This is a genomic window from Actinotignum sanguinis (assembly GCF_030230305.1).
Lineage (GTDB): Bacteria > Actinomycetota > Actinomycetes > Actinomycetales > Actinomycetaceae > Actinotignum > Actinotignum sanguinis.
The window spans coordinates 97760-114925 of the sequence record NZ_JASPCQ010000007.1 but is presented as its reverse complement, the minus strand read 5'-3'; the positions used below and the strand labels follow the sequence as shown (position 1 = coordinate 114925).

At 59.8% G+C, this 17166-nt stretch carries 13 protein-coding genes and 3 tRNA genes; 5 read left to right on the top strand and 11 right to left on the bottom strand.

Going from position 1 to position 17166, the window contains the following annotated elements:
• Positions 1-161 precede the first annotated feature (161 nt).
• The 4 genes from QP828_RS05475 to QP828_RS05460 form a co-directional block, all read right to left on the bottom strand.
• Entirely contained in the window at positions 162-437 is a 276-nt protein-coding gene (locus QP828_RS05475) for a DUF3073 domain-containing protein (protein ID WP_375712906.1), read from the bottom strand.
• A 157-nt stretch (positions 438-594) separates the two neighbouring features.
• A complete protein-coding gene (locus tag QP828_RS05470) occupies positions 595-1311 on the bottom strand; it encodes a DUF3618 domain-containing protein (RefSeq protein WP_274734131.1) in 717 nt (238 codons plus the stop codon).
• Positions 1308-1808 carry a phage holin family protein gene (locus QP828_RS05465; RefSeq protein WP_274734129.1) on the bottom strand — a complete coding sequence of 167 codons (501 nt, stop codon included), beginning with the start codon at positions 1806-1808 and terminating at the stop codon, positions 1308-1310. The genes QP828_RS05470 and QP828_RS05465 overlap by 4 nt, the downstream gene beginning before the upstream one ends.
• A gap of 144 nt (positions 1809-1952) precedes the next feature.
• Positions 1953-3386: a sodium/glutamate symporter gene (locus QP828_RS05460; RefSeq protein ID WP_274734128.1), complete on the bottom strand. Its 1434-nt coding sequence runs from the start codon at positions 3384-3386 to the stop codon at positions 1953-1955.
• A 330-nt stretch (positions 3387-3716) separates the two neighbouring features.
• Here QP828_RS05460 and QP828_RS05455 point away from each other — a divergent pair, with 330 nt between their 5' ends.
• Positions 3717-4655: a sugar kinase gene (locus tag QP828_RS05455; RefSeq protein ID WP_274734127.1), complete on the top strand. Its 939-nt coding sequence runs from the start codon at positions 3717-3719 to the stop codon at positions 4653-4655.
• On the opposite strand, the gene QP828_RS05450 is transcribed toward QP828_RS05455, so the two are convergent.
• The 7 genes from QP828_RS05450 to QP828_RS05420 all read right to left on the bottom strand — a co-directional run bounded on the left by QP828_RS05450 (position 4656) and on the right by QP828_RS05420 (position 12636).
• Positions 4656-6872: a hypothetical protein gene (locus tag QP828_RS05450; RefSeq protein WP_274734125.1), complete on the bottom strand. Its 2217-nt coding sequence runs from the start codon at positions 6870-6872 to the stop codon at positions 4656-4658.
• A complete protein-coding gene (locus tag QP828_RS05445) occupies positions 6805-7470 on the bottom strand; it encodes an ATP-binding cassette domain-containing protein (protein WP_274734123.1) in 666 nt (221 codons plus the stop codon). Before QP828_RS05445 ends, QP828_RS05450 begins: the two co-directional genes overlap by 68 nt.
• 727 nt (positions 7471-8197) lie before the next feature.
• Positions 8198-10432 (bottom strand): CAP domain-containing protein, encoded by a 2235-nt coding sequence (locus QP828_RS05440; RefSeq protein WP_274734122.1) that lies wholly within the window; start codon positions 10430-10432, stop codon positions 8198-8200.
• Positions 10433-10697: 265 nt separating this feature from the next.
• The gene (locus QP828_RS05435) at positions 10698-11888 is read right to left on the bottom strand and encodes an NAD-dependent formate dehydrogenase (RefSeq protein WP_126135954.1); all 1191 of its coding nucleotides are present in this window, start codon (positions 11886-11888) and stop codon (positions 10698-10700) included.
• A 461-nt stretch (positions 11889-12349) separates the two neighbouring features.
• Positions 12350-12425 (bottom strand) — tRNA-Phe (locus QP828_RS05430).
• A 39-nt stretch (positions 12426-12464) separates the two neighbouring features.
• Positions 12465-12538: transfer RNA gene (locus QP828_RS05425), tRNA-Asp, on the bottom strand.
• Positions 12539-12563: 25 nt separating this feature from the next.
• Positions 12564-12636 (bottom strand) — tRNA-Glu (locus QP828_RS05420).
• Between the two features lie 270 nt (positions 12637-12906).
• Here QP828_RS05420 and QP828_RS05415 point away from each other — a divergent pair.
• The 4 genes from QP828_RS05415 to QP828_RS05400 all read left to right on the top strand — a co-directional run bounded on the left by QP828_RS05415 (position 12907) and on the right by QP828_RS05400 (position 17165).
• Positions 12907-14790, top strand: coding sequence for a mechanosensitive ion channel family protein (locus QP828_RS05415; protein WP_274734120.1), 1884 nt, complete (start codon positions 12907-12909; stop codon positions 14788-14790).
• A complete protein-coding gene (gene msrB / locus QP828_RS05410) occupies positions 14762-15238 on the top strand; it encodes a peptide-methionine (R)-S-oxide reductase MsrB (protein WP_126135801.1) in 477 nt (158 codons plus the stop codon). Before QP828_RS05415 ends, msrB begins: the two co-directional genes overlap by 29 nt.
• 91 nt (positions 15239-15329) lie before the next feature.
• The gene (locus QP828_RS05405; RefSeq protein WP_274734118.1) at positions 15330-16127 is read left to right on the top strand and encodes an endonuclease/exonuclease/phosphatase family protein; all 798 of its coding nucleotides are present in this window, start codon (positions 15330-15332) and stop codon (positions 16125-16127) included.
• Positions 16128-16238: 111 nt separating this feature from the next.
• Positions 16239-17165, top strand: coding sequence for an AEC family transporter (locus tag QP828_RS05400; protein ID WP_274734116.1), 927 nt, complete (start codon positions 16239-16241; stop codon positions 17163-17165).
• Position 17166: the final 1 nt, after the last annotated feature.

Sequence of the window (17166 nt, the reverse complement as noted above, 5' to 3'; positions counted from 1 at the left end):
ATAATTTTAGTGGGGAAACGTTGATATAACGCGGGAAAACACGGTTTGAAGGGAGGGTATTTTCGTGGGGAACAAGGAGGGGAGCACACCCGGAAAACCGGGGTGCTCCCCTCCCACACAGGAACTTCTGATACAGCCCCGTCCGTTAAAGGAATGAGTACCTATTTGGTGGCTGGTGGAATATTGTTCGGATCGTAATCGTCCGCCCAATCATCGTCATTGTCATCTGACTCGTTGTAATCTGCGTAGTCTGCGTAACGAGCGTACGGATCATCCGAGGAATCGTAGTGGGATTCCTGGCGCGCATCACGATTAATACCCAGCTCACGTTCGAGAGCGGCGTAATCAGTATCCGGTGTAAAGTACTTGAGATTCCGGGCTACCTTACGCTGCTTAGCCTTCTGACGGCCGCGCCCCATGAGCTCGACCCCCTTCATCTCATCTGGGCTCTTCTAGCCCGGTTTACTATTTCGTGACCTATATTAGCCGCTGTAGCCCATAGATGGCTATGTGACATACGCGGAAATAGTACGGCGCTCCTCACCTTTCCCAGGTAGATGGCCTGTAAATATCAGGCGAGCCGCGCGACAGGTGTCACGCGCCACGCTTGAAGAGAACACTGCCCAGCAGCGTGGCCGCACCCAAGGCGGCAAGCCCGAGGCCAGCTACCACGGCGAGGCCGGTTTGTTCCCCGCGCCGAGCATCGTCAATGACATCTTGAGCTACCTGGCGGGGGGAGAGATGGGCCGCGGAACAATGGCCCGAGCACCCGTGGCCAGCTGCGGCGTCGTCGTAATGATGCGCGCCACCGCACGCACCGCCACCGCATGCACCGCCGCCGCACTCACACGCGCCATCGCCGCCGCAAGCTCCGCCGCATTCGCATTCCGCAACCGCTGCGTCAGAATCGGTACAACCGCAACCGCACGGGCCGCAGTCATCAACGCCCCCGGCACTGGCACCCGCGCCGGCGAAGTGCTCCTTCGCGGAATCGGCCAGGTCGCTTACCTTCGCCTTCGCGGTGTGCGCGAAATCGGAGGCCTTGGCCGAGGCGTCGGCCGCGGTGCTCTTGGCGCTCTCGGTGAAAGCAGCAGTTTTATCCTTCGCGGCCTCAGCAAACGCGGCAGCCTTATCTTTCAGGGTGGCCGTGGTGGAAGCCATCTTGTCCTTCGCGGCGTCTGTAGCGTTTTTGATATTCGTGCGCGGATCGAGGCGGTCAACCAGCTCATTCACCGTGGCGGTGAGCTCCGCGCGAGTGCGCTCGATATCGCGCTGGATATCTTCGGGTTTACGGTTATCGGAAGCGCTCACTTTGACAGGCCTTTCTTCACGGCGTCGACGTCCTTGCTCAGGCCGCCAACAAGATTAGTTGGATACTTTCCGGATTTCTTGAGCTTGAGGAGGCCCAGCAGCACGAGCACCGCAATAATAAGGAGCAGAATTCCCGCGACCGTCAGGTAGCCGGCCCACCAGCGCCCACCAAAGACCATCGCGAAGAAAGCGGCCGCCGCGTGCAGCAGGAAACCGAACATAAACAAGGCCAGCACGCCGGCCACGGCGAGGAGTACCCCGCCCATCCCGAGGTTGAGGACTTTGTGCTTGAGGCTGGCCTGGGTGTACTGAATTTCATCACGAACCAGGGTGGAGAATTGCGCCGTGGCGGAGGAGAACAATTCGCCCACGGTGCGGCGGTTCGGCTCGCGCGCCGCCGCGGCCCGTGCTTCTTCGGAGGAGGACGCCACGTAGCCGGAGCCCGGAAGCGGCCCGGTGGTGCTTGCCCGTGCGTTCTCAACATCTTTTTGCGCCATCACATCCCCTTTGCGTCGGCCAATAACGTGGCGATAGATACATTCTAGTGTGCCCGAGATAGCTTTAAATAGATAACGGACGGCGGAAAATTTCTTCCTGAGCGAGGGCGCGGCGGTTTTGCGCCCCGCATCGGCGCGGGCCGCCTAGCCGGTAAACCCGGTACCCAGGGTACCCACCGGGCCGGGTTCGCCGTGGGTATTCGCGTGCCCGGAACGCACCACCCACCAGCCGCCCAGCAGCCCGAGCACCGCGATGGCGCCCCAGACGCCCACCACGGCCCATCCCATACCGGCCAGCGCCATCACCGGCACGAAGGATACCGCGGAAATCTCCACCGGCACCACGGGTAGGTAGGCGTAACCGAATTGTTCGATGGTGCCCGATTCCAGCTTGGGGTCCACGATGCGTAGCAGCGCCAGGCCGGTGGAGACCGAGCCGGTGGCCCAGCCCCAAGTGAAGAGCTGGCGTTCGAACCAGCCCTCGCCCATGAGCCGCGGGGCCACCACCAGCCCTAAGAACGTGCACAGGATAAGGCCGAAGAGGAAGAGGAGCCCGAGAGCGAGGACGTGATCAGATACAAATTCCGGTTGAATCGACGCGATACCGCACACGATAAGAATGTCCGTGCACAGCCCGGATACCGAGCGTAGGGTGCCCGCGTCGAGCAGGTGGGATGCCCCAACCCCGTTCATAACGATGCGCACCACGATGCCCACCAGGAAGGCGATGGCGAAAAGCGGGAAGGAAATGCCGGGGAAAAGATGCTTGAGGAGCTGGCCGATGCCGTAGCCGGCCACCGCCACCAGGCTCACAATCCCAACCTCGAAGGAAAGCGTTTCAATCGAGCCGCCGGAGAAGGTGTGGTAGCCCAGCGCCGGGCGGCGTTTATTGGCGTCGAGCACCCCGGTGCGGAGTTCATCGGGTAGGGACTCCATGCCGCGGAAGGCCTTGGCCTGCCCGCGCCGCGCCCCGAATTTCGCGAGGATAATCCCACCGATCACCCCGACCAGCAGCCCGACCGTGGCCGAGGTGAAGGCCAGCGACGCCACTTCCGGCTGCCCGTTTTCCGCGTAAATATTGCCCACGGCCGCGGCGGTTCCGAAGCCGCCGGCCCAGCCGGTGAAAAGCATAATTCCCAGTACGTCCGGCGAACCGAGCACGGGGGTGAGGAACAGCAGCGCGAAGGCCATGCCGAGCGCCACCTGCGCCCCGTACATAAGCACCCCGTAGGACGCGAAGCCGCCTACCGCTTTATTGACTTTGCGGATATCGAAATCATCGGTGAGAGCCATGCAGGCGAACACAATGACGATAAGAATCGAGGCGTAGGTGCCCATGTGTTCGGAGAAGGGGATCCCGGTCACCTGCCAGGAGCCGATATGCCAGCCGCGGCTTTCCGCTACCGCCCCGAGCACATTCGGGCCGAGCAGCAGCCCCAGCGCGCCGGCGATCACCGAGGCGGGAACCAGCATATTCTGCAGCCACTTCACCCGGGCGCGCAGGAACACCCCAATGGCAAGCAGCAGGCCAATCATTCCGGCGTCGACCAGCATGGTCCACGGCGTATATGCGTTCATCGTCCCTCCTACGGTTGCGATAGTTGCGCGAAGCTGACGGGAGAGGTGCGTGGAACCTCCTCCCATTGGTAAAGATACAGTAAAACTCCTGTGATGTTTTAGTTACGTGAGGCGCCGGGGGTTGCGATGTGCTGAGTTTCACGCGGGCGGTTGCGTCTCGTGGCGGCGTTCTCCGCGTGCTTTTCCCTTTATTAACGACGACGCCGGGCCTCTCCTCCCGCGCGTGCTCCCCCTCGATATGATGGCTATGGTGACCGCCACGTGAGCTGCGCCGGCGCACAAGGCCGGGGCGTCGGGGCGCGGGCGGCGTCGTCGTCAAGGAGGGAAAATATGACGGATCTGGTGACTTTTGGCGAATCGATGGGGGCTCTCACCTTCACGGAATCTCCGCAGATCGGAGCGCGGCCGCGCGCGTCGTTCGGCGGTGCGGAAACGAATGTTGCCATCGGGATGGCGCGGCTGGGGCATTCCACCGCCTGGGTCGGGAGCGTCGGCAAGGATCTGTTTGGCTACATGATTATGCGTACCCTGCGCGGCGAGGGCGTGCGCTGGGATCACGCCCGCCAGATCACCACCGCGCCCACCGGGGTGCTAGTTTCGCGCCACGCGGGGTTGGGGACTTTTGCGGTGGATTACCACCGTAAGTTCTCCGCCGGGCGCCTCATTACCGCCGACCAGATTCGCGCCATGTTTGATCTGGAACCGAAAATTGTGCACCTGACGGGTATCACTCCGGCGCTCGGGGAGGAGGCGCGCGCTGCCACGATGCTCGCGGTGGAACTGGCCGGGGAGCGCGGGGTACCGGTCTCCTTTGACGTCAATTTCCGTTCCCGGCTCTGGGATGCCACGGACGCAGCCCCGGTGCTAGCGCAGATCGCGCGCGGGGCACATGTGGTTTTCGGCGGCACGGAGGAACTAGAGCTGCTCACCGGTGAATCCGGGGTGGCCGCGGCAACTCAGCGTCTGCTGGACTGGGGCGTTGCAGAAGTGGTGTGGAAAGATTCGACGACGGCGCGCGTGACCACCCCCACCGAGTCGGTGGAACGACCGGGGCGGCGGGTCACCGTGGTGGATACCATCGGAGCTGGCGATGCTTTCGTGGCTGGTTATCTTTCCGGGTGGCTCGAGGGGCTCTCCTTCGCGGAACGCCTGGATCGCGGGCACCTGCTGGGAGCCTTCGCAGTGGGAACTATCGGGGACTGGGAAGGCGGGCCCACCCGCGAAGAACTCACCATCGCGGAGATCTCCGGCGGCGAAGTGGCGCGCTAGCTAAAGCTCACCTTGGCTCCGGCCGGGAGTCCAGGCGTCCGCGGTATTCGCGGACGCCTTAGCCACGTAGTGACCGATGATCCAGGCGCATAGCACCACGCATGCCGCACTTGCTAAGAGTGCCGGCCAGGGGATAGTTACGCCGAAAAGCGGGTCAATGTGGATGTAGCCAAAAACGTAGGTCATGGGGAAGGAAAGCGCGATGGCGATCCACACCGGAACCATAAATCTGGACATCGTTAGTCTGCGAGCGGCAGAGCGAGGAACATTGCTTATGGCAAGCGGGCCGCATTCTTCTGGCTTCAGCCGCGCTTGAGAAGCTGTCCAGATGAGAGTGGCTAAGGTGAGGAGAATACATCCTCCTACCGTGGCGAATGTCAGCCAGTGCCCCTGGTGAATGAGACGTTGTGATCCGATCACCGAGGAAGAAGCGGGAGTGTCAAACCTATAGAAAGGTGCAACGCTCCGGCCGAGGTCAATGACTTGTTTCGCGTCAAAACGGTGGATCCCGTCCGAATAAAGAGCTAAGCGACTTTCCGGATGAGCTTCCGTGAGGGAGGTGTAATACACTCGCTCCACCCGTAACAGGCTCGCGCGCTGTTCCAGAATTGAGTCGGAAGGGGAAGAATTGGCGTTGAGTTCATGAACGGTGCCGGCAGCAACCCCCAGTTTCCGAAGATTCTCATCTGTTGCGGAGACCGTCAGTTCACGATCACCGCTCTCGGCTCGATCCATATACATGAGAACCCAGGTGGCTTCTGGAATCTGATCCAGACCCGTGCGGAAGTGCTCGAGGACGGCTGGTGCGTTGTCGTCCCCCTCAAGAATATGGCCGAATTGAGCCTGGTATATCTCGATTCCCCGCGAATCGCGGCCCAGAGTCCCCTGCCACAACTGAAGTTGGGATACGAAGAATAGGGCAAAGGCGAGAATTGTTGCAGTTTTACCAGCCATGCGTGGTGCGCTGCGCAGGGCCGTTCCGACCAGGAGGAGTGCGCCGGCGTGGCGGCGTTTTCCGAGCGCGGCGGTGAGCCTGCCCGTGAGCGCTGAGATAAGCGTGATAGTTCCGGGGAGAACGATGCACGCCACAATCGTGCATGCCGCGTAGATGATCGTTGTTAGCTCAATGATGGGAATATCGGATAGGAGAGAAACCAGGGGGATTAACCCGCATAGTATCGTGAGGAAAACCAGGGCGCACACATAGTGATACCAGCGTAATTCTGAGCCGCGGTGAGCTGTTCCTGATGTTTTATTCAGATGCGTAGCGATGGCGCTCACGGTCAGGAATGTGGCGCAGACCAGCCCGAGGGTTGCGAGGAGAAGAAGCAAGATTAACGCGGATCTGTAATCGGAGGGCGTGGTGACGAAGCCGGTGAACGGCAGGCGGATCGGCAGCGTGCAGAAGAGGGCCAGCATAATGACCGCTCCGGCAGCCCCATAGAGTAGGCTGGGCATCACGTATCGAAGAATCAGAGCGCGTAAATCGCGGTGGGGAAGCGCGAGGACGCGGAAAATGCGGGATAGGTCCTTCCAGCGCTGGTGGTCAATACGGGCAACGGTGAAAATACCCAGAGCGGCGGCAGGGATAAACATGAGGGCGAAGACGGCCTGCAACATCCACATATTCTGGTAATTAAGCATTTCGCTCACCGATGCCAGATTGCCGCCGTAGGCCGAAATCGGAATGAACTTATCAAGCTGAGCTTGGTTGCGGGACGGGAAAACATAGGCCAGTTTTTCAGTGGGCTGTGTCAAAAACTGCGGCGCAATAACAGCAATATTTTGGATGGCAGAAGGTCCACGCTCGTTACTGAGGGCATCGTAAAGTGAGGGAGAAACCGCGGTTGAGCCAGGAGCTGGCCACGAATCCAAGCCCGGCGGTGGCGGAGCAGCATCATTTGTGCGGATGTAGTAGTAAACACCGTATTGTTCAGTTTCCAGAGAATCCCAGCCGTAACTGAAAAGCGCGATGGTATCCGCGTCGGTCTGCGCTGGCACTCCCGCGGGGATGGGGCTGCGCTGGGCGGCACCGCTATAACCTGCGCTAACCATGCCAATGCTGGTTACTGCCAGAATAAAAGCGCTAACAAAAAACGCGAGGCAGAGGCGCCTCCAGGTGGGCATCCGAATAATTGCGGAAAGCGGGTCACTCATGGCCATCACCGTTTCCGGACGGCTGGGAATCGCGGAGCCCTTGGTGAGTGAGGAACGCATGGGCATCGGCCTGGCGGGCCAGCTCGTTATCGTGAGTAACGAAAAGAATACCGAAGCCGTGGAGCCGTTGTTTCTCGAAGAGCAAGTCCGCAACGCGATTTTTGGTGAGATCATCAAGACTTCCGGTTGGTTCATCCGCAAGAATGAACTTCGGTTCGGTGATGAGTGCACGGGCCAAAGATGTACGTTGCCGTTCCCCTCCGGAAAGCTGGGAAGCGGGGACGTTAATAGATTCGACTTCGAGTTCTTCTAGTAATGTTCGAGCGCGGTCAATGGCGTACTTTCGTTTTTCCTTATCCTCGGAAAATAGGAGTGGAAGAGCAACGTTTTCCACCGCACTCATGGGGCCGTAAAGCTCAGCATTTTGATAGACCACCCCAAAGAATTTCCGGCGGAATGCACGCTGTTTTTCTTTATCGCCGAATTCGATAGGTACGCCGTCAATCTCAACACTCCCGAATGCGAGAGGGAGAAACCCCAGGATCCCGTTAAGTAACGTAGTTTTACCAATCCCGGTTTTCCCAAGGAGTGCGAGGCTTTCGCCGGAGGCTAGTGAGAAAGAAACCCCGCTGAATAGCTGGCGGTCTCCTACCTGCATTGCGAGGCTAGTGACTGTGAGTTTGCTTCCCATGGGGGGCCCTCTCTTGTGTGGCGGGGGATAACTGCATGAGCTTCCCCCACCACCCGCTAGATCTAGATTTACTTCCACTCACCGCATTGCATGGGTGCTAATCCGGCACCGGATTGGCAGGCTCGTACGGATGAAACCGTTCCGCCCGCGCTACGGGTGACAACTGCTCCGTAACCAGAACGGTTGATAACCTGGCGGACGTTGTCTCCATGTCCCATGCGGGTGTAATTACCAAGTACCCAGCGATTATCAGGCGCTTCGTCTTCGACGTTAACGGTCTGTTCGTTGTTCGTCGTCCAGATGGAGGCTGAAACAACACCGTTGTCTTTGACGAAATATGCGGTTCGTGCGTTAGCCGCGGGGAGAAGGGCAACCGAACACCCGAAGAGGGCAAGAGTTGCGGTAATTTTGTATCTCTTTTTCGCTCCTTCGCTATCGACGTCTCAACGTTGAGACATAAATAGTCTATGGAGAAATAGAACTCGCGGTCAATACGTTAATGAAAGTGTTACATCAAGCCTGTTTGTGGCGCCCGTGATGGTGAAATTATGAGTGACTTCACGCTTACCGAAGTATTGGGCGGCGGGTAAAAAATTCCGCCCTCATCGCTATACGGGATGAGGGCGGAAACTGTATTGCGGTACGGATTCCTCGAGGGGAGTCCAGTACTGAGCTATTCTCGAGGCTAGTGAGACTAGCGGCGGACGGCGGGGGTGTCGGTGCCGTTGCCGTCCCAATCTCCCACGAAGAGCTGGTCGGAGGCCCGCCCGTAGGTGAGGACCTGATCCGCTTCACCAGCGGCCAGCGAATTCTTCACGTAAACGGTATTGCCGCGGCGTACCGCCAGCGTATCGACGCCGTCGCCGTTAAAATCGCCCAGGATCGTGGCGTCACTCGCACGGCCGTAAGAGAAAACGGTATCCGCAGCGCCACCCGCAATGACGTTCTTGACGTAATACACGTTGCCGCGGCGCACCGCGAACGTATCCTTCCCATCCCCATCGAAATCGCCGGTGAGGACGGTATCACCCGCGCGGCCGTAGTGGACCACGCCGTCGGCCTCCCCGCCGTGGAGAGAATTCAGAACATAGAAAGTGTTGCCGCGGCGCACCGCGAACGTATCCTTCCCATCCCCGTCGAAATCACCCACGAGGATCTCATCACCGGTGCGACCGTAGGAGAATTCCACATCGGCAGCCCCGCCGTCAACGCTGTTCTTCACGTAAATCTTATTGCCGCGGCGCACCGCGAACGTATCCACGCCGTCGCCGTCCCAGTCACCGACGAGCACTTCATCGCCCGCACGGCCGTAGGAGAACACACTGGTGGCCTGGCGTGAGGTCCAATCATTAGAAACATAGAAAACATTACCGGTGGCGGGCAGATCCGTACCGGGGCCGCCGGGAGCGGGCGTGGGCTGCGCGGGGGAGAGCCGATCTACATCGGCCTGAGCGCGCGCCACATCAGCTTCCGCGGCGGCAAGCTTCTCACCAAATTCCCCGAGCTGGGCGGCACGGGCGGCGCTCCGATCACGCTCCGCGGTTGCGGTGGCGAGCTGCTCGGCTAGTTTCTGGACGTTTGCCTTAGCCGCCTTGGCGGTTTCGTACGCCTGGGTGGCGGCCGCGAGCTTCGTTTGCGCGCTTTCGAGCGCTGCCTTGGCCTCCTCATATTCGCGGGTGGCTGTTTCTAATTTCGTTGCCGCGACCTGGGCTTCGAAGGACTCCGTAGTTCCTCGGGTGGCTGCCTCAAGGTCGGCTGTGGCATCGGCTAGATCCGCGCGAGCCACGGAGGACCCGCGTGCCATCTCATCTTTGAGACCGTCCATGTAACGTTGCAATTCAGCCGTGTACTCGGCAACTGTTTGCGGCTGCGACCTATCTCCGTAAGCGGGTGCGATATCAAAAGTATTGGCCTGGATATTCGGCGCGTAGGACATCCCGGTGACCGTGTAATCACGGTTGACAATATTGAGGTAATGCCCGACCTTCGCGAAATCTGTGACGCCCTGATCGTGGAGAGCCTTTTCGTCGTCATACCAGAGCTTGAGGGAGAGCTCATCTCCGGCATAGCGAGCGGAAGCAAGGTTTTCCGCAACGGTAAAAGCATTGATGTGCGCCATTTTATTAGTGCGGGACTGCGCGTTCACCTGCAGCTGCGCGACCGCCATGAGGTAGTCCGTGACCTTGAGCGGTTTGAGCTGGTGCTTTGCGCGCAGGTCATTGATCTTATTAATGAGGTCGAGGGATTTCTTCATCGACTCGAGGCTGGTTGCATCATCCGCAGCCCCCGGATGGGTATAGGAAGTAAGGGGCTGCCCCTGGTACTCCTTATCGGTGCGGAAAACTTCCAGGGCTTTCTGAGAGTTTCGAGCTTCGTAGAACCCGAGAGCGCCCCTATCCAACTGCTTTTTCGCGGCAGCCTTGGATTCTTCAATGCGGGCGCGGGCGGCATCCACTTTCTGCTGGGCTTCCTTGGCCGCTTCGGGATTAGGCGCGATGGCCTGATCGTAAGCGGCCTGCGCGGCATCGCGAGTGGCCTTAGTCGATTGCGCATTCTTTTCTAGTTGGGGGAGGGCGGCAGCTGCGTCGTCGTACCCCTTCTTCGCGGAATCGAAACCGGAAGCTTGCTGGACCGCGGCATCATAAGCACGCTGAGCAGCCTCCGCCTGGGCGTTTGCCCGCGCGTACGCCTGCGCAGCACCCTGGATATCCGCGAGGCTCGTACCGCTCGCCTTTATCTCAGCGAGGATAGCGTCGCGGGCCTCGATGGCGGCGGCGAGCCGGGCACGGGCCTCAGCGAGTTGGGCTGCCGAGTTAGCGCCGGGCGCGGATTCGCTGGCGGCGGCGGGAACGGGGCTGATGACCGGCAGTGCCTGGGCGGTGAGCGGGACCAGCAGAGCCCCCGTCATGAGGAGTGCCGATGTGCGCATAAGAGTTCTCTTTCTGTTTCGACCGTGAAAGTGAAAGGGATAATTCCCGGTGCGCAGGTTAGTGACCGTTTCTGGACGTAAGCCGGACGTAGATTGGGAAGAGGCTGGCATGCGTGGAGAGCAGCTAGTTCGCGCAGCAGGGCGGCTAACCCGCATGCACGACACCGACGCCGCGTAGCGAAACGGATTCCCACCGGAGGGGAGATCACGGTTCGCCACGCGGCGCCAATGGAGAGTTCAGGACTTGCGAGAGCTAGATAATTTTTTACTTACCGGTGGATCCGGGGCTGGCCTTACCGTCGGTGGTGTAGGACTTCGCGCCGGTTCCGGCGAGAGCCCCACCCTGGACGATAATGTAAGAATCGCGCAGCTGGCGGCCAGCGAAGAAATCTTCGAGGATTTCGCGGGTGCCGGCAGCGTAGCGAGTCTGTGCGGACAGCGAGGAACCGGAGGTGTGAGGGGTCATCGCGTTACGCGGCATCGTGCGCCACGGGTGATCCTCGGCCGGAGGCTGCGGGTACCACACGTCCCCACCGTAACCACCGAGCTGACCGGATTCGAGAGCCTTGACAATGTCGTCGCGCACCACAATTTCAGCGCGGGCGGTATTGACAATGTAGGAGCCGCGGCGCATCGAATTGATCATCTTCTCGTCCACCATATGATAGGTATCCGAGGTGAGCGGGGAATGGATGGAAACCACGTCCACGCTGCGCATGAGATCCTCGACGGTTTCATGATAGGTGGCACCGAGTTCCTTTTCCGTCTGCGGATCGAGACGGTACAGATCGTAGTAGTGCAGGTTGACATCGAAGGGCTTCATGCGCTTGAGCAGAGCCCGGCCGATACGCCCGGCGGCGATAACACCGACGTCCATGCCCTCCAGGTCATAGGACCACTTGACGGCATCGGCAATGTTCCAGCCCTTTTCGTCGGTGACGATGCGATGGGCGGGAACGAAATTACGCACCAGGTTGAGGATGGTCATGGCCGCATGTTCAGCCACTGAAATCGAGTTCGAGTAGGTCACCTCAGCAACCGTAATATTGCGCTTCATCGCTTCGGTGAGGTCCACGTGATCAGAGCCCACGCCGGCGGTGATAGCAAGCTTGAGGTTCTTGGCCTTCTCCAGGCGATCCTTACCCAGGTAAGCGGGCCAGAACGGTTGAGAAATAACCACGTCCGCTTCCGGCAGGTGCTTCTCAAATTCCGAATTCTCGCCTTCCTTATCGGAGGTGACGATGAGTTCGTGCCCGTTCTCCGCAGCCCACTTCTTCAGGCCCAGGGCGCCGGATACACATGCCACCATCTCACCCGGAGTGAAATCGATGCCCGACGGCGTAGGGGTGCTGGAGCCACCCGGGTAGGAATCAATCGTGGGGATGGAATCACGAATGTACTTGGGCGGGAAGCCGTCCACGGGATCCGGGTACAGCACCATGAGAATTTTCGCCATTAAAAATCACCTCTTTTAGTAGTGAGACGCCAGCCACTTCGCCGGCTCGGTTAGTACTTTAGTCCCAGGTGGTGTGTGCGTGTTAAGCCTTTTTCTTTAGTGTCGCTAAGGTTCGTGATCTGTCGCAAAAAAGTGCGGAATAGAGCGGCTATGTAACGGTTTTACGACAATAATTACCTTATCTATTATTGCAATTGCGAATATTTCCGATAGTGGAGGTGGTACTAACGTCCCGGATTTGTGGGCGCGGGTTCGCTGTTGTTGGGCGGGCTCGGCTGTGGTGTGGTCATTGCGCGGAGGTGCTGAGATGCGCCGAAGGCCCAATTGTACGTTGCTAGTGGGGATGATGCAGCGCACAGGGTTGGGGATGTTTTTGGTAGGCATCTCGAACTGGGTCACCAAAGCAAAGATAAGGAGGTGGCGTGAGTGCGAGAAATTGTTGTTGTAGCAAGGGGATCGGGTGGTGGCTCCGACCGGCGTCGATCCGGTGACCTTTCGATTTTCAGTCGAACGCTCTACCAACTGAGCTACAGAGCCGAAAGAGAAACACCCGGTTTCCCGGGCGTTCTTCCTTCGCGACCCCGACGGGACTTGAACCCGCGACCTCCGCCGTGACAGGGCGGCGCGCTAACCAACTGCGCTACGGGGCCATTTGCTAGGCAAATAACCATCGCGTACCCCCAACGGGATTCGAACCCGTGTTACCGGAGTGAAAGTCCGGCGTCCTAGGCCTCTAGACGATGGGGGCTCAAGAACGTTGTTCTCAAAGCGTCCCCGCTGAGGGAACGGGTATAAGCTTACGTAGGATTCCAGGTCTTAGCAAATTGAACGAGAGTGTTCTCGATCACCAACCTAGTTTTCCGCGGTAACTCGCGCATTCCGGGAAGTGACCACGCTGCGTGCGGGCGGCGTCGTACCAGATAGACGCTACGTACGCGCCTCGCAGTTATCTCACGCCGGAGGCGAAAGAAGTTCGACGCCGCTTTTTCTGTCGCAAGCACCTACTAGGCTTTCAGACATGAACGCATCGGTACTCGCGGGGGCCTTGGCCGCCTGGAAATCTCACGTGCTCGCGCCCTTGGTGCGGGCGGAAACTGAGGTGCCCACTCCGGAACCCACCCCCACCTCGGATCTGCACGAAGTCGCGGAACAGGCCGTCGCCGCCACGGTTGATATCGCGCAGCTACTCGGGGTGTGCTTGCTAGGTGCGTTTATCGGCTGGGTGATCGCGGTGGTGGTTGTCGCGGTGGTCAAAGCCGGTTTCCGGCGCCATACCGGGCTGATTGATGTGGTGCGTGGCATTCAAGTACCCACGCAATTCACACTTGCGGTGGTGGGTGCCCGCTTTGGATTGTTCTCCTACATGGAGAATTTCCCAGAACAGGATCGGCCCAATTGGTCGCCCGTGCTCAAACACCTGCTGCTCCTCCTCATTATCGCGGGCCTGACCTGGCTTCTTGTTGGTGTGGTCAACGGTGCAGCGCGCTCGTACCTCAAATTCGTGGAGCGGGTGGCTGAAACGCGCTATCGCCGGGTCCAAACGCAGCTGCAGATTTTGCGGCGCTTAGCGGTGGCCCTCATTATCGTGATCGGCCTGGCTGCCATGCTCATGACTTACCCGGGTGCAAAAGCCGCCGGCGCTTCACTTTTCGCATCCGCGGGCGTGATCTCCCTGGTTGTTGGTATTGCTGCGCAATCCACCCTGGGTACCCTCTTCGCTGGGCTGCAGCTGGCCTTCTCAGATTCCATTCGTGTCAATGACATCGTCATCTGGGATGGGAATATGTGCACTGTTGAGGAAATCACGCTGTCCTACGTGGTCCTCAAAGTATGGGACGGCCGGCGTCTCATTGTGCCTTCCAATAAACTCACTTCCACCACGTTCGAAAACTGGAGCCGGCGCGATCTGGACATCATGGGTTCGGTGGTCCTTCAGCTGGACTGGAGTGCTCCCATAGCGGAACTACGTGCCGAACTTGACCGTATCCTCGCTCATACTGACCTCTGGGATGGCGACACCGGCACCCTCGTGGTGGGGGATGCCTCCACCGCGAACGGCCTGCAAGTCTCCGCGATTGTTTCCGCCTCCTCGCCCGGCGAACTTACCGACTTGCGAAACCACGTGCGCGAAAAGCTCATCGTGTGGTTGCAAAACAACGCCCCGGATGCTTTCCCGCACACCCGTTTTTATAACGACGCCGCTGAATCTCCCACTCTCGGTGCTCTTCCCGCGGGAAGTGATGCGGAGCAGGCAGAATCCGATGTGGAACAGCGCGGAAGAGATGCGGCTGGCGAATCACGCGAAGCTAAGGCTGAAGAAGCTGAGGAAGTCGTGGCCGAGGAATCCGCGCGATGCGCGTCTGTGGAGTCGGGGGAGTCGGGGGAGCCGGCCAAGCCTGCAGCTCGCGAAGTCACCCGCACCTCCATCGGTGCCCAGGAACAAAGCGACGCGGATACCACCTTCGACCCGCAGGATTACCGGGAAACCCGGATCCTCTCCGCAGCTGATATCGAAGCGGCGGTACGCCCGGAGCGGGTACCCGTAGCAAGCCGCCCCGCAAGTACGGCTGGCACGGAAGGCCCGGCCACCCGCATCCGGGAAGGTCACGAAGCTTCGCTGTTCACCGGATCTATCCAAGCAGAAAAGCGCGGCCAAGAATTCTCCGGGCCGGGAGCCGAAGTTCTGGCGGAGCGCGAACATAATGCCGCGCGCCGCACCGGTCAGCAAGAACCTATTCACGAAACCGGCAAAGTCCCAGCAGAATCATCGGCTCCTCCCACCGCGGTATTCCCGGCCATTTCCGAAGAAACAGATGGAACTGACGCCACAAAGCAACCTGACAACAATAAGGAAACTGAAGAAAGGACAGCACATGGCACGGATGCTCCCGCAAAGCGATGAAGAATGGGCCCGGGTTCTCACCCCAGCAGAATTCACGGTCCTGCGCCAAGCCGGAACCGAAGCGCCCTTCACCGGCGAACTCCTGAACGAAGAACGCGAAGGTATCTACCGGTGCCGGGCCTGCGGGGCAGAACTTTTCCGCTCCACCACCAAATTCGATGCCGGATGCGGCTGGCCCAGCTTCTATGACCCTTCCCGCAGTGATGCCGTGCGAACAGACGTTGATTACAAACTCGGATACCCGCGCACTGAAGTCCGCTGTGCCACCTGCGATTCCCACCTCGGGCACGTCTTTCCAGATGCACCTCATACCCCTACTGGGCAGCGTTACTGCATGAACTCCGTAGCACTCACCTTCGAACCCGAAACTGAGCCCGCATCCGGCTCCCAGCCCTCGCCCGCGTCCGGGCCACTATCCAAACCCGCAAGCACGTCCACCACCGCATAGATTCGGTAGAATCACCGGTGTTGCACACCGCGGCCAACGGGGGCTCTTCCCGGGGTGGCGGTGTCCACCGGGTCGCGACAAAGGAGAAACCATGCCGAGCCTTCATGTCATGTCCGCAAACCTCCAGCAAGGTAAGCCCTCACGGCGCCCGCGCCCGGGCACGGACAAAGTGACATGGCAGCGCGAATCCATTAGTAAAGCCATTCGGCAGATCACCGCCGCTGGCCCGGACCTCCTCGCCCTCCAAGAACTCAAAGTCACCACTGCCGGAGGGGACCTCTACGCACCCCTCCTCGCCGCAGGTAACTACCACGAAGCCATTTTCGCGCCCACCAAGAATGAACGCGGCCGGCTCCGCTCCACCAAAAAAGGGCAGGCCCGCGGCGTTGGCACTGCGCTCCTCTCCGTCTACCCCATCGGCGCTCGTGAAGTCATCAACCTCCCCGTCCACCAGCAAGAAACATGGCTGAAAACCCTGCGGACAAATATCGGGATTGGTGAAATCCCCCGGGTTGCGATCCTTGCGGAAATTAAAGTGGCGCCCGGGTACTCCGTCGTCGTCGCTGCAACGCACCTCACTTACACGTACCGCCTCAACGTTACGCAACTACGCACCGTAGCCGGAGCCCTCGCCGGGTTCGCCCAGCGCCACGGTCTGGAGAAGGCCCCGCGCCTCATTATTGGGGATCTCAATATCCGCGGCTGCGATGTACCCCTAGCCGCCACCGGATATGAAGCGGCTGCCGAAGCCCTCACCTACCCCTCCGATGAGCCGGAAAGCCAAATCGACCATATCCTCGGAACCGGGGTAGATGTGCGCGCGGCGGAAAACCTCTTCTTGCCGCTCTCCGACCATCGCGCTTTGCGTGCCACCGCCGTCTGGACATAGGCTCGCCCTGCGCTGCGCTGCGCTGCTACACCGTCGCACTGCTGCGCTGCCGCACCGCGCGCTCGAGACGCGCCCTCACACCTGAAGAAGTCTGTCTACACTAGTGCTGTTATGGCCTCTGTACTGCTCAACTTTTGGGTGATTATCGCGATTATGCTCGTCGGCTACCTCGTCGCGCGCTGCAAAATCGTGCCCCCGGGAAGCGACCGCACCCTCACTCAGCTCGTCTTCTACACCACCCTGCCGGCACTTATGTTCACCACCCTCGCGAACTCCGACCCGGCCTCCTTCTTCGGTGTCAACGGGCTCGCCAATATCATCTCCTCGGTAGGAACCGGACTCATCTATACAGCCCTGGCCGCCACCCTGCTCAAAAGCCGAGGAACCGAACTCACCGTCGGCGCGCTCGTTGCCTGCTATACCAATATCGGCAACCTGGGCGTGGCCTTCCTCGTGGCCATCACCGGCGACCCCACCCCGGCCGCCCCCATCCTGCTTTTCCAAATCCTCGTGATGGTGCCGGTATTCTTCTCCATCCTCGACAACCAAACCGGGAAGAAAACCGAAGGGCTGTGGCGCACCATCCTCTCCCGCCTCAAAAACCCGCTACTCATCGCGGTCTTCGCCGGGCTTATGGTCGCCCTCCTCGAAATACCCATTCCGGAACTCATCTCCGCACCGCTCACCAAAATGGCAGGTGCGAACGTTCCCATTATTTTGCTGGCTATGGGAATGTCCCTACGCGGGGCGCACCTGCCCCGCTTCGGACGCGAAAGCGCACCCCTCATGCTCGGCATCTTCTGCCGGCTCGTCCTCGGGCCGCTTATTGCCTTCGGGGCTGGTTATCTCCTCGGCGCGCGCGGCGAAGCCCTCATGGCCATCGCCATCATCGGAGCCTTCCCCACCGCCAACAACGTGTTTGTTTACGCGCATCGCTACCGTTCCGGCGTCACTATGGCTCGCGACGCCGTCATTATCACTACGGTCGGTTCACTCCTCGTTATCCTCCTCATTACCGTCATTGCCCAAACAGTATGAG

Bases quoted from the DNA above. Each gene is read 5' to 3' on its own strand.
- QP828_RS05475 (WP_375712906.1), bottom strand. From the start codon at position 437: ATGAAGGGGGTCGAGCTCATGGGGCGCGGCCGTCAGAAGGCTAAGCAG.
- QP828_RS05465 (WP_274734129.1), bottom strand. From the start codon at position 1,808: ATGGCGCAAAAAGATGTTGAGAACGCACGGGCAAGCACCACCGGGCCG.
- QP828_RS05460 (WP_274734128.1), bottom strand. From the start codon at position 3,386: ATGAACGCATATACGCCGTGGACCATGCTGGTCGACGCCGGAATGATT.
- QP828_RS05455 (WP_274734127.1), top strand. From the start codon at position 3,717: ATGACGGATCTGGTGACTTTTGGCGAATCGATGGGGGCTCTCACCTTC.
- QP828_RS05450 (WP_274734125.1), bottom strand. From the start codon at position 6,872: ATGCGTTCCTCACTCACCAAGGGCTCCGCGATTCCCAGCCGTCCGGAA.
- QP828_RS05445 (WP_274734123.1), bottom strand. From the start codon at position 7,470: ATGCAGGTAGGAGACCGCCAGCTATTCAGCGGGGTTTCTTTCTCACTA.
- QP828_RS05440 (WP_274734122.1), bottom strand. From the start codon at position 10,432: ATGCGCACATCGGCACTCCTCATGACGGGGGCTCTGCTGGTCCCGCTC.
- QP828_RS05435 (WP_126135954.1), bottom strand. From the start codon at position 11,888: ATGGCGAAAATTCTCATGGTGCTGTACCCGGATCCCGTGGACGGCTTC.
- QP828_RS05415 (WP_274734120.1), top strand. From the start codon at position 12,907: ATGAACGCATCGGTACTCGCGGGGGCCTTGGCCGCCTGGAAATCTCAC.
- msrB (WP_126135801.1), top strand. From the start codon at position 14,762: ATGGCACGGATGCTCCCGCAAAGCGATGAAGAATGGGCCCGGGTTCTC.
- QP828_RS05405 (WP_274734118.1), top strand. From the start codon at position 15,330: ATGCCGAGCCTTCATGTCATGTCCGCAAACCTCCAGCAAGGTAAGCCC.
- QP828_RS05400 (WP_274734116.1), top strand. From the start codon at position 16,239: ATGGCCTCTGTACTGCTCAACTTTTGGGTGATTATCGCGATTATGCTC.